This is a genomic window from Chitinophaga agrisoli (genome assembly GCF_008386695.1).
GTDB classification, from domain to species: domain Bacteria; phylum Bacteroidota; class Bacteroidia; order Chitinophagales; family Chitinophagaceae; genus Chitinophaga; species Chitinophaga agrisoli.
In genome coordinates, this window is record NZ_VUOC01000002.1 from 1916375 (window position 1) to 1929540 (window position 13166).

Here is a 13166-nt window from a genome sequence, read left to right on the forward strand (position 1 = left end):
CACCGCCTCTGTTCAGGGGTGGTGAAGTTTTAGCTAAAACTTTCCAGTAACCGCAGCGCGCCTTCCGTTAAAAAAGCCACGCCGGGCTTTATACAATCCTCGTTAAAACTAACCTTTGGATGATGCAGGAAAAAAGCGTCATTACCCTCCTGCTGTGCGCCCAGGAAATAAAATTGCGATGGCATAATGCGGGAGTAAAACGCAAAATCCTCCGCTATCAGCTGGCCTGCGCCTTCCCGTACCTGCCCGGCGCCAAACACCTGTTCATGTACCGGCGCCAGTTGCGCATGTATACCGGCATCATTCAGCAAACTGGGATAATAGGCCGTAAATTCCAGTGCTATACGGCAACCAAAGGAAAGCTCCATGCCTTTCAACAGATTTTCCAGACGGGCCACTATTTTGCGATAGGTGTCAATATTCAGCGCGCGCAACGAGCCTTGCAGCAACACCTGCTCCGGTATCACATTATGACTGGGCTCACCGGAGATGGCTACATTGGTAAAGGCCAGTACCGCCGCCTGCACCGTGGCCGTATGCGAAATAATGGATTGTGCCGCTACTACCACCTGGCTGCTGATGAGCACCGGGTCTATCACATGCTCCAGCGAACCGGCATGCCCGCCTTTCCCATAGATCCGGATAAAGAAATTGCTTACGTTGGCCAGCGCCTCCCCATTCCGGTATCCCAGCACACCGACCGGCAGCAGTGGATGCACATGTAAACCCAGGGCGGCTTTGGCGTTGTTGAGCTTACCGCTTTCAACGATGATCTGTCCGCCGGATTTTCCCTTCTCCGGGCTGCGGGCATTTCCCTCTTCAGAAGGCTGGAACACCAGCTTTACCGTGCCGTTGAAGGAACGTTCGCGCAGTGAACGCGCAGCGCCCAGCAGTATGGTGGTATGCAGGTCATGACCACAGGCATGCATTACCCGGTCGTGCACAGAGCTAAAAGGCAGCCCTGTATCCTCCATAATAGGCAGCGCGTCTATATCCGCCCGCAATACTATTTCCGGCCCCTCGCCTTGCTGCAGCGTACCTATCACACCGGTAACGGCTACCATTTCAAAAGGTATATCCATTGCCCGCAACTGCTCCTGTATAAGCGCGGACGTCTTAAACTCCGTAAACCCTAACTCCGGGTGCTGATGCAATTGCCTGCGGATACCTATCAATTCCTGGAACAGCGTGTCTTGCATGAATGTTAATTATTAGTGATGATATGGCTCCTATCAACCATCCTGTAAATGTAAGCAGCCCATTACTATTGGGCAAATGCCATTATTTCCTTATTATTAAGCATGCGAACCCTCTGGAAATACTTTAACGAACAGCGGTGGTGGGTAGGGCTGGCACTGCTGCTGGCGGCCATTGCCCAGCTATTAAGCCTCACGGATCCCATCATCTTTGGCAAGATCATCGATAACTACGCCACCAATGCCAGCCACCTGAACGAGCAGCAGCTGGTCACCGGCGTATTGTACTGGCTCAGCATCGCCATCGGGATTGCCGTGGCATCCCGCATAGCCCGCGCTTTCCAGGAGTATTTTACCCGTAAGGCGGTGCAGCTGTTTGGCATGCAGATCTTCAATGATGGGTTAAAACAAACCCTCCGCCTCTCTTTCCAGGAGTTTGAAGAGCAACGCAGCGGCGAAACGCTCTCCATCCTGCAAAAAGTAAAAACGGATACAGAAAGGTTTATCAACGCTTTTATCAACGTGCTGTTCTCTTCCGTAGTAGGCATGGGGTTCCTTATATGGTACTCCATCACCCGTAACTGGATGCTGGTGCCCATCTTTGTAATAGGTATCCTGGTGCTGGGCTCCCTCACCGGGCTGTTAAGTAAACAGATCAAGACCGTCCAGCGCTCCATCAACAAGGAAACCAACAAACTATCCGGCGTGATCACAGAATCCCTGCGTAATATAGAGCTGGTGAAAAGCCTGGGCCTCACCTTCCCGGAAATACGCCGCCTGAAGCTGCAAACGCAGCAGATCTACGATCTGGAAATGATCAAGACCACCAAGGTACGCACGCTTTCTTTCCTGCAGGGCACCACGCTCAACCTCTTAAAACAATCCATCCTGTTTATACTGTTATGGCTTATTTTCCGCAAGGTATTAAGCACCGGGGAACTGATCGCCATGCAATTCATCTCCACTTCCATCTTTGGCCCCTTGCAGGATCTGGGCAATATTATCCTGAACTACCGCGAGGTAGAAGCCTCTATCCATAATTTTGACCAGCTGATGCAGAAACCTGTGGAGCGCCGTCCGGACACACCGGTAGAAACAGGCCTGCTGCAACGCATCAGGTTCGATGAGGTGGTGTTCCGCCATAAAACGGCCAACATGAATGCGATAGACGGCATCTCCTTTGAGGTGAACCTCGGCGAGACCATCGCTTTTGTAGGCCCCTCGGGCTCCGGCAAGTCCACCTTGGTAAAGCTGCTGGTAGGCCTGTACCGGCCTGTTAACGGCAACATCCTCTTTAACGAAGTGCCATCCACAGATATACGCTACAATGAAATGCGCCGCCAGATAGGCTTTGTAACACAGGATACCCAGCTATTCGCCGGCACTATCAAGGAAAACCTGCTGTTTGTAAAGGCAGACGCTACAGATGAAGAGATCATAGAAGCGTTGAACAAAGCCGCCTGCGCCCCACTGCTGGCCCGGTCAGAGAAAGGGATTAACACCGTGCTGGGCGAAAGCGGCATGAAACTATCCGGCGGGGAAAAACAACGTATCTCCATTGCCCGGGCGCTATTAAGGCATCCCCGGCTGCTTATATTTGACGAAGCTACTTCCGCGCTGGATTCGCTCACAGAAGAAGATATCACCAATACCATCCGCGATGTATCTATGAGCCGCGAACAACTCACCATCCTCATCGCACACCGTTTATCTACCATTATGCATGCGGATATGATCTATGTACTGGAGAAAGGGAAGATCTCAGAAACAGGTTCCCACGAAGAGCTTCTGGAACAAAAAGGATTGTATTATGCCATGTGGCGGCAGCAGGTAGGAGAAAGGCGCAGCAGTACAGTGGCATAACCTATTGTTGTTGCTGTTATTTGATAAAACAACCCATTATATTGGCAGTATCCGTTCTTTTACCGCCATCTATTACGGTACATCAGACCCCGCCACCTATTACGGCGGCAGCGAAAAGGGATATACGGATTATCCTTTTGCAGGTTAATAAATCATTCCGCCACACATAAGCAGGCGGTCAGCCCAAATTTCCTCCGTCCCGTCCCATTTATAAAAACGGCCGCCTGATTTTTTTCACATTTGGTGCATGAAAAAACTGATCCTATGCCTGCTGGTCTTGTTGACCATTCACAGCCAGCGGGCCTTTTCCCTTACCCGTTTCCAGGATTTTTCCTTTGACCAGAAAGGCATTGTGTTCAGCATTGACCCACGGATAGAGCTGTACAACGTCATGAACATGCTGGCCGGCATTCCCACCATTACCGCCAATGCCACCGCTTATAAGCAGGAGATCTTCGGGCGCTTTAGCGCGTATGAACAACATCCCGGCCTGCAGTTCTTTATCCGCTGCCGTATGAAAGGCTGGGGCGTGGATAATCCCCTTTTCTTTATGCTCCAGCTGGACAAAACATTGCAGCTACAACCCGGCATAGACCCTGGCGTGGCCAAAGGCGCCGGCGGCATAGATACCATCAAACAGCTGGCAATAGCCGTTAAACAGTTCTGCGAGGACAGTTATTTTGCGGAGTTCTTTAACGCCCATGCCCCTTTTTACCGCATGATCCTGCAAAATACCCAGTACCATTTCCGCGACTTTAATGAAAGAACACGCCTGGAGCAGTATTATGGCCAACAGCATGCGGGTTATAACATTATCCTGAACCTGCTGGAAGGAGAAGGTAATTTTGGCCCATCCGTACAAACACCCGAAGGCCGGCAGCTATACGCCGTTATCTCCACCAATGGCAGTCAGGGCGATCTGCCTTCCTTTACGCCCTCCTTCAGCACGTACGATCTTATTTATCACGAGTTCAGCCACTCTTTCATTAATTACCTGGTACATGCCGCAGATGTTGCCCCCACGGAGCATCTCTGGGAGCCCATCAAACAATCTATGGCCCAGCAAGCCTACGATAACTGGCTTACCGTAGTGCAGGAGCACCTGGTGCGCGCCGCCACCATACGCCTGGCTACCCAGCGTTTTGGCGAAGCCATTGCACAAAGCTACTACCACAAAATGGAGATAGGCCGCCGTTTTATTTATATCGACGCGCTGTGCAACCGCCTGCAGCAATATGAGCAGCAACGGCAACGTTATCCGCATTTCAGCAATTTCTTCCCGCATATACTCCCCTGCCTGGATAGCATTACGCAGCAGGACATTGCCCGCCTGCAGGCATTGGTACAACAATACCGCCAACCGGATGTAGCGCACATTCCCATACCCGCACAGGTACATTATGACAGCAGCATGGTATTCATCATCTCCTCCCATGAAAACGATGAAACCGCCATGGCTGGATTAAAGGCCTACGTAGAACAATATAGGAATATGGTCAATAGCCGGATAAACATCATCACGGATAACGAGGCATTAAAAACAGACCTCAGCCACTGCGATATCATGGTGTTTGGCACCCCACATGGCAATACCTTCCTGCGCCAGCATATGGCGGGTATGCCCCTGCAGATAACGGACAGCACCGTACTGGCCGGCAACCTGTTACACGGACGGCATTTCCAGGTAGTGACCACCTGGGTAAACCCTGCCAACCCGGCCCATACCATGCTCATACACACCGCCCAACAGGCAGCGGATATACGTAATTATTTCTACTCTGCACAAAAAGAAGCGCATAACTACTGGATAGCGGAAAACCTGGTCACGATAAAAAGCGGGGATTATCGCCGTATGATGCAGATTTGGTTTGCAGATGAATAACTTTATCACAAAAAACCGGGCCCTGTATGGAAACTATCCCGGCCCTGCATCTATACCGTATGCGATACTTTTTCCCATTCTTTATATTCCTGGTGACAACCTCACCATCGCAGGCGCAAACAGTGGCAGATATCGCGGCGCCGGCCGGTTTTAACCGCCTGGAGCAGCCAGCAGGGGCCTTTGGCGCCTGGTTGCGGAAAATACCGCTCAAAAAAGATAAAACGGTATACCTCTATAACGGCAAAAAGAAAACCAACCAGCAGGCGCAGTTTGCCGTACTGGACGTATCCGTAGGTAAAAAAGACCTGCAGCAATGCGCGGATGCCGTGATGCGGCTGTATGCGGAATACCGTTTTGCTGCACAGCAATACGATAAGATAGTGTTCCATGCTACAGACGGTACCCGTATGGATTATGACAGCTGGCGGCAGGGTACCCGTTTTGTGCTGCAGAAAGGCAGGCTGGTACGGCGGCATATCGCGGCAGCGAGTAACAGCCGCGCTAGTTTTGATCAATACCTGAACACCGTATTTTCCTACGCCGGCACCTTATCCCTGAGCAAGGAATTAAAAAAGGCAGAAGATATATTACCTGGAGATGTATTTATTACCGGCGGCTCGCCGGGGCATGCAGTGATCGTAACAGATGTAGCGGTAAACAAAGCCGGCAGGCGGCAGTTCCTGCTGGCGCAGAGTTATATGCCGGCGCAGGATATCCACATCCTCGTTAACCCCGCTCACCCGCAAAGCCCCTGGTATGAGGTCTCGCCCGCCGCGCCGCTCATAACGCCGGAATGGGATTTTGCCCCAGGCAGCCTGAAGCGGTTCCCCTGGTAAATCACTCCAATATCAACCTGATAGCATTATTCCGCTTCATATCCGTATTCAGTCCCAGCGTGCGGTCATTACGGCCAAAACGTATCCACAACTGAGCGGTATTAGGCGGTATCTTGCCCAGGTTATCCGCCATAAACAACAGCGTATTTTCCCCTTTATGCAGGCGGATAGGTATTTGCTGGGGCACATGCTTTACGGGGAACCCAGTCGCTACCCACTGATCATTTAACCGCAGGGAAATACTATCCCCGTCCTCCATCTGCCCATCCCAAAGCTCCAGTACAATATTAGCGGTATCCACCTGGATGGTGGCTACCGGCTCTGTGGTCCTGCCGCCTGCCAGGCTGCTTAGTTTACTGCTATCGCCGGGGCCGCGGTAAATATCCGCTACCAGGAAGGTGGAATAATTATTGGGCCGGTCCCGGAAATCAAAGCTATACTCTTTGCCGTCCATTTTCATATAGAGGTTACCGGTATTAGGCGGCATTCCCCCATAATTATCCGCAAAGAAAACAAACAGGTTCCGGCCCGTATCCAGCCGCACATTCAAACGGCGGTTGCTATCGTTGATCTCCGCGCGGCTAAACAGCGGGTCGCGGTTGTGCAGCAGCGTAACAGTGTCCCGGTCATATTTCTCCTGGTCTTCCACCCGCATAAAGATCATGCTGTCGCTGACTGTAATACGGTCATAAATACCAAAATAAAGATCAGAATACGGCAGATCAAGCACACGGCGTACGCTGGAGTCTGAAAGGGGTTTATTATTCAATTTCTTTAGGGTGATGGGTTCCCGGTACAGGAAATCACGCAAGTCTACCTTGGTACTTACCCACCAGTCCCCATCAGCATACAGGTTGCGCATCCAGATGCCAAAGCCGTCTATCCACATACGTTGCACGGAGATCCTACCGTCGTGATAATCCAGCGTACCGTTCAGGTACCATAACCAGATACCCAATTTAAAAGGCGTTTCCTGCAAGGGGTATTTCGCTTTACCAATACCCAGCTGATTGTCATTCTTACGGGCCAGCAGCAATTCATATACACCGGTATATTGCCCGTAATGCAGTTTTATTTTAGCGGGATACAGCACACCTTGTTGTGGCACGCCTATCTGCAGGTCCATGACCATCTCCTGCATGGGCGGCTGTTTAACAATGATTTGCCAGGAGCCGGTCCATTTATCCGCCTGGCCGCAGGCAGTGTTAACAAAACTGGTTAACAAAAGGGGTAGTATAATAAGTATGCATCTCATACAGCGGCAAAATAACAACATCTCCCGGAGGTATTCAATATATAGTGTACATTTGCCATGTTTTAATAAGCCCATACCTATGTTAATCGGAACAATGTCCACTGGCAGTTTGCACAAAACATCTAATGAACAGCAGTAAAATTAATTATTTGCCCCTGACCCCGGAAGACCTGATAGTACTAGAAGATACGATGTACGAAAGGGTAGCGCAATTCAAGCGCAGGATGCTTTTTGCTACGGTGTTCTGCTGTATAGGGTTTGCACATACCCTGGTTACCACAGACAGCCACAAAACAATAGACACTGTTTTAGTAACGATACTGGCCCTGCTCGCAGGCATTGCAGGCCTCAGCTGGTATACCTGGATCTACAAAATAAACAAAGACATGCGGGAGCAACAGAAGGTGACGTTCACCACCAAGGTAACGGACAAAAAAGGACGCTCCAGCTCCAGCAGGAACTTTAATAAAGAATATAGCATTATCCTGTCCGATAACGATTTTTACGTTTCTTACTTAGACTTAGAAGAAGAAGTGTACAACCAGATCCCGTTATTCGCAACTATCAGCATAATAGTCACCAGGCGCTCCAGGACCTTCCTGTCATGCGATATCGAGCCATAGTTCAGGCTTTGATCAGCGCCTTACGTTTTTTATCTTTTAGCTTATCCGGCACAAAGCCTGTGATCTCTGCCTTAACAGCTTCGATCATCCGCCGCTTTACAAAATTCTTCTGCGTTACCATACTGATCTCCCGCGCAGGCTCCGGCGATCTGAAGAAACGTACTTTCTCCTGTTGCGTTTGGGACAGGTCCGCAAGGGCCAGCTCGGGTAATATGGTCACGCCATTGTTCTCATCCACCATCCGCTTCAGCGTTTCTATACTACCGGTGTTATACTCGTAATGTTGAAATCCTTTCGTGTTTTTACGCCGCTGACAGATGTTCAGCACCTGGTCGCGCATACAATGCCCTTCATTCAGTATCCACAATTCATCTACATTAATATCATCCGGCCCAATATGTTTTTTATCTGCCAGTTTGCTGCAGTTAGCTACATAGGCCACAAAGTTCTCGTAAAACAACGGCGTCTCTATCAGCTGGGGCTCTTGTAAGGGGGTGGACAGGATACCGCAATCTATGGTCCCCTGCTTCAGCTGCTGGATGATCTGCTCCGTGGTTTGCTCCCATATCATCAGCTTTACGCCGGGGTATTTCTGCATAAACTGGGTGATCAGCTTTGGGATGATATAAGGCGCTACGGTGGTAATGATACCTATCTTCAACTCTCCGGTCAGGTCCCTATTACGATCCGTGATGATCTCATTGATCTTCTGGTACTCCGCCAGCATTACCCGCGCTTGTGCAATCACTTCTTTACCCAGCTCTGTAGGCACTACAGGCTGCCTGGTACGGTCAAACAATTTTACGCCAATGGAATCCTCCAGCTTCTGTATCTGCATGCTCAACGTAGGTTGTGTTACAAAACACTTCTCAGCCGCCGCATTAAAACTCCGGTAGGTATCCACCGCCACCACATATTCCAGCTGTACAATTGTCATATAGATTTTATCTTTCTGCAAATTTAAGTCAATTGATTTTATCTATATTTCTCTAATGTAATCCCAGCGTCATAATTCCAGGTAGGCCCTGCATGTCGGGGAAAAAATGGTTTTAGAGACGGTCCTACAACCACTAACGGACACTACATAACAACATGATCTATAACAAAGAAAATTTTCTCCGGAATCCCGGAATATCTCATAACTTTATAATGAAAATTAATAATGTAATTTATAACCCGATCGTATGTAAACCCAGATAAAACGAGCAGTAGCATCTCAAAATAACCAATAACACATTTAAGACGCACCCGTAAATATAAAACCCGTATGTGCTAACCCACAATTCCCCAATGGGGATGATTTGCTATGAACTGCGCTATTCTCCCAGCCGCAACAGCTACCGCAGCGGAAGGTAGGTTTCCTCTATTATTTATTTGTTCACCATAACCCAGTTTTATGTACACACAACGTTACATCCTTAAACCCTTTTTTATTTTCCTCTTATTATTAATGGGCAGCAAAGATATTGCCTATGCCCAGGTGTATTTATTTATAGGCGCTACAGACCCCAGCACGGGTACGGAGATCTTCTCTGTCAGGAATGGTGCAGTGATCGAGCTTTACACGAGAACCATAAATGGAACAACCGCAAACCCGCTCACAAATGCCAGGCTGTCCTATCCGATTCCGGTAGGGACCGTTTACATTCCAGGATCTACAACAATAAACAACGGTACAGTACCGGACGTAAACGGCAAAATGCCTTTTGCCGATATTCAGGGCAATGTGCTGGGATCTGGTACCCTACCTGCTGGTGGGGGGTCCATTGATGTTAAATTCAGGGTACAGGTAATTGCCAGCAGCGGCGCCATAGCCATTGGTGGTATAGCTAAGGGCACCCAGGGTATTAATAATGTTATTGACAACATTGCCGGAATTTTGGATGTGACCGGTTCAACTAATCCATTTTATGAGACTAGTACGGCTGATATAGCCCCAACGGCTATGGAGCCTTATACGGATCTCAGGAAATTCGGGACTGCGACGCTCCCATTGTATAGCGGTATAAATGGCCAGTGTATGGATGCGCTTACCGGAACGCCGCTACCACAGGGCTCCTTATTAAAAAATGCGTCGGCAATAGCCTACCATGATGCTTCTAAGCGGGTGTATTTTGTGAATGATGCTCCCGGGGATGATCTCGGTTATATTGAGCTCTCGGGTTCCGGGTATGCAAAAACCTATACCGGTTATAAGCTGGAGCCTAACACCGCAGCTGGCTATAATATCACCAGGATGGCCTTTGCCGCAGACGGATATGGTTACGCGCTTACAGACAATGGCCAGGATCTTATACGTTTTGACATTAATAGCGCCGTTACTCCTACCATTAGCCAGTTAGGCCCGCTCGTTAACGACCCGTCAAACGGCGTCAACGATGTGTTAGCGGAAACCGGCGGGGATATGTTTACTGATTGTAACGCTAATTTATACCTGACTACCGGCACTGCTAAAGTATACAGAATTAATCCCAATACAAAGATCGCCATATATCTGGGTACCATCCGTAACGTGCCGGACAGCGGTATCAATTCAGCCGCCGCAGACGGCTCAGCGGGGCACGTGTCCATAGGCGGCAGGTTCCTTCCGGCCACAGGCTTTCCATCTAACAGCAGATTTGAAGCCAACCTTATGACCATGAACGCTGTTCCCATTACTACCAGTGCTCCTTATGAAACCGGCGGTTTCAGCAGTGCTTCCCTCCCGGTGTATTCTCACTTTCTGCTAACCAGCCACTCTTACAGGAACCTTTCCCACCATGTTGGTATTGTATCAGGCGATACAGTTGAATATACCATCACTGTGTACAACCTGGGCAATATTAATGCCGCTGGCGTAAAGCTATATAATCCGATCCCGGATTTTGCCCATTACCTTCCCAATTCTACCACCATGAGTGGTTACTCCGTGCCAGATGAAAACGGCGCCATGCCCTTTTCTATAGCCGGCGGACATTATGTTAGCTCAGAGGACGCGCCGGACGGTATTGTGCGGCCAGACGAGCGCGTAGTGCTGATAAAATTCCGGGTAACAACAGATCCCAATCAACCTATCTGTAATAATGCCCAGCTGGTCCTTCCGGATATAAATGGCAATATCATAAATATGCCGGTCGAATTCACCCCTGACTTCTCATTGGGCATTCAGCAACCCGCCTGCTTTTTTTCTGCCGGGGCGCTCAGGCTAGCCTTCACAGGTACCCTCAGCAACAGTGAACCGCTGCTGCAATGGTCCGTGGAAAAAGAGAATGACATAGATTATTACGAAGTGGAATACGCTGCGGAGAATAGCAGTTCTTTTAGCACGGTAGCCAGGGTAAATGCAGGTACGCTTCCGCAAAATGATCACCAACTGATTGACGAATCCAACACACTCCCCGGTATCAGCAACTATCGCTTAAAAGTAATGCTGAAGAGCGGGGAAATATCTTACTCAAATACCGTACAATTAAACGTTCCGGGAAGCGTGCAGGTACGGCCCAACCCATTCCTGGAAACCCTGAACCTCCAGGTGCAGCTAAAAACAGCAGCAACGGTACAGGTGCGGTTAATTGACCTGAATGGAAGAACAGCTTTTGCCACAACAGAAAAGTTGTCAGCAGGCGCCAACTCCCTATCATTGAAAGTACCGGCAGATCTCACCCCGGGAATGTATGTATTGGAACTTTTATCCGGCAACAAACGCCTGCTGCAGAAAAAAGTGATCAAACAATAGTAACTGCATCTAAACGGAATTTACAACACTAAGAACAAGGGCTGACCAAATAGGTCGGCCCTTTCCTTTGCAACAACAATAAGGGCCAGCCTTCTAGGCCAGCCCCCGCAAAAAACACCAAACTTCCAATTTTCACCCTACGCGTTCTTCAATCCTTCCGCTATACGTTTTCCATAATCCGCGTCACATTGGGTGAACAACTCCACCATCTTCTCCTGTATAAACGGGGTAGCGGCTTTGAGGCCGTCTACCAGGTTATTAATAAGCTCTGTACGTTCCCACTCCTCAAAAGAGCGGTAGCGCTCCCCTGCCTGTCCAAAATCATTAGTGCGGTCTATACTGCGGCGCATGATCCTGGCGGCGGCATATTCCGGCTCATAAGGCACCTCTGTTTCCGGCGCTTCCACTAAACCATTTAAGCTGGATGGCTCATAGTTCACATGCGGATTTGTCCCCGCCGGTACATCTACCTTATACGTCATTGCGCCATCCCGTTGATTGGTGCCTACATGGTTTTTAGGCGAGTTAATAGGCAGCTGCAGGTAATTAGGGCCTACCCGGTAACGCTGCGTATCGGAATAAGAGAAGGTACGGCCTATCAGCATCTTGTCATCAGAGAACTCCAGCCCGTCTACCAGCACACCGGGACCAAATGCTGACTGCTCTACTTCTGCAAAATAGTTTGCCGGGTTCCTGTTCAGCGTCATCTTACCTACCGGCAGCCAGGGGAATTTATCAGCGGGCCAGATCTTGGTATCATCCAGCGGATCAAAGTCCAGTTCCGGATGTTCCTCATCGCTCATGATCTGTACCAGCAGCTCCCATTGGGGATAATTACCGGTTGCTATGGCCTCATACAGATCCTGTGTGGCGTGGTTGATGTTGGTGGCCTGTATGTGATTCGCCTCTGCCTGCGTCAGGTTTTTGATGCCCTGCACCGGCTCCCAATGGTATTTAACCAGTACGGCCTGTCCGGCTTTATTCACCCATTTATAGGTATTTACGCCGGAGCCCTGCATCTGGCGGTAATTAGCCGGTATGCCCCAGGGAGAGAACACCCAGGTGATCATATGCAGTACCTCTGGCGAGTTGCTGAAGAAATCAAAAGCACGGCCGGCATCCTGGCGGTTCGTAATGGGGTCCGGTTTCAGTGAATGGATAAAATCCGGGAACTTGATCGCATCACGGATAAAGAAGATCTTGAGGTTATTACCCACCAGGTCCCATATACCATCCTCCGTATAAAACTTAACCGCAAAACCGCGGGGGTCACGTAACGTCTCCGGCGAGTGGCCGCCATGTATCACCGTAGAGAACCGTACAAACACAGGCGTTTCTTTGCCTTTTTTCTGGAACAGTTTAGCGCGGGTATAGCTAGCCGCCGGTTCATTCCCTACCGTGCCATAGGCCTCAAACACGCCATGTGCGCCTGCGCCGCGTGCATGCACTACCCTTTCCGGTACGCGCTCCCGGTCAAAATGCGCGATCTTTTCCAGGAACTGGTAGTTCTCCATTACCGCCGGGCCGCGGTTGCCCAGCGTACGCATATTTTGGTTATTGGTAACAGGGTGTCCCTGCCTGGTGGTCAGATGCCGCTGTTGATCTTGATTTGCTTCCATAAAATTTGCTGAGTTGTTTTCCGGTTTCAAAAGTAGAACAGCAGCGCTTACAGGAGAACGGAATAGGAAAATAAGATCAGGTATAGACGATGCCTATCTATAGGGAAAATCTATCGCGCATGATATTTTACTATAATGTGCTGATGTGTGACCGTGCAGTCTAATATTGCACATTAT

General features: G+C 49.6%; 10 protein-coding genes. 6 read left to right on the forward strand and 4 right to left on the reverse strand.

Going from position 1 to position 13166, the window contains the following annotated elements:
- Window positions 1-29: 29 nt before the first annotated feature.
- Window positions 30-1199: a M20 metallopeptidase family protein gene (locus F0L74_RS15020; protein ID WP_149838661.1), complete on the reverse strand. Its 1170-nt coding sequence runs from the start codon at window positions 1197-1199 to the stop codon at window positions 30-32.
- 102 nt (window positions 1200-1301) lie between these two features.
- Between F0L74_RS15020 and F0L74_RS15025 the strand changes: the two genes are divergently transcribed.
- From F0L74_RS15025 to F0L74_RS15035, 4 genes are all read left to right on the forward strand, one after another.
- On the forward strand, window positions 1302-3059 hold the full coding sequence (locus tag F0L74_RS15025) for an ABC transporter ATP-binding protein (RefSeq protein ID WP_149838662.1): 1758 nt from the start codon (window positions 1302-1304) through the stop codon (window positions 3057-3059).
- A gap of 10 nt (window positions 3060-3069) precedes the next feature.
- Window positions 3070-3207, forward strand: coding sequence for a hypothetical protein (locus F0L74_RS33280; RefSeq protein WP_188316014.1), 138 nt, complete (start codon window positions 3070-3072; stop codon window positions 3205-3207).
- 99 nt (window positions 3208-3306) lie between these two features.
- Window positions 3307-4941, forward strand: coding sequence for a DUF4932 domain-containing protein (locus F0L74_RS15030; protein WP_149838663.1), 1635 nt, complete (start codon window positions 3307-3309; stop codon window positions 4939-4941).
- A gap of 26 nt (window positions 4942-4967) precedes the next feature.
- Window positions 4968-5777 carry a DUF4846 domain-containing protein gene (locus F0L74_RS15035; protein WP_213086971.1) on the forward strand — a complete coding sequence of 270 codons (810 nt, stop codon included), beginning with the start codon at window positions 4968-4970 and terminating at the stop codon, window positions 5775-5777.
- Between the two features lies 1 nt (window position 5778).
- Here F0L74_RS15035 and F0L74_RS15040 read toward each other — a convergent pair whose 3' ends face one another.
- Complete coding sequence (locus tag F0L74_RS15040; protein WP_149838664.1) at window positions 5779-7002, reverse strand: hypothetical protein; 1224 nt, start codon at window positions 7000-7002, stop codon at window positions 5779-5781.
- Window positions 7003-7157: 155 nt separating this feature from the next.
- On the opposite strand from F0L74_RS15040, the gene F0L74_RS15045 reads away from it, so the two are divergent.
- Window positions 7158-7655 (forward strand): hypothetical protein, encoded by a 498-nt coding sequence (locus tag F0L74_RS15045; protein ID WP_149838665.1) that lies wholly within the window; start codon window positions 7158-7160, stop codon window positions 7653-7655.
- A gap of 1 nt (window position 7656) precedes the next feature.
- Here F0L74_RS15045 and F0L74_RS15050 read toward each other — a convergent pair whose 3' ends face one another.
- Window positions 7657-8592 (reverse strand): hydrogen peroxide-inducible genes activator, encoded by a 936-nt coding sequence (locus F0L74_RS15050; RefSeq protein ID WP_149838666.1) that lies wholly within the window; start codon window positions 8590-8592, stop codon window positions 7657-7659.
- A 459-nt stretch (window positions 8593-9051) separates the two neighbouring features.
- Between F0L74_RS15050 and F0L74_RS15055 the strand changes: the two genes are divergently transcribed.
- Complete coding sequence (locus tag F0L74_RS15055) at window positions 9052-11370, forward strand: T9SS type A sorting domain-containing protein (protein WP_149838667.1); 2319 nt, start codon at window positions 9052-9054, stop codon at window positions 11368-11370.
- A 137-nt stretch (window positions 11371-11507) separates the two neighbouring features.
- Here the strand turns inward: F0L74_RS15055 and F0L74_RS15060 are convergent, their stop codons facing one another.
- The gene (locus F0L74_RS15060; protein ID WP_149838668.1) at window positions 11508-12989 is read right to left on the reverse strand and encodes a catalase; all 1482 of its coding nucleotides are present in this window, start codon (window positions 12987-12989) and stop codon (window positions 11508-11510) included.
- Window positions 12990-13166 lie beyond the last annotated feature (177 nt).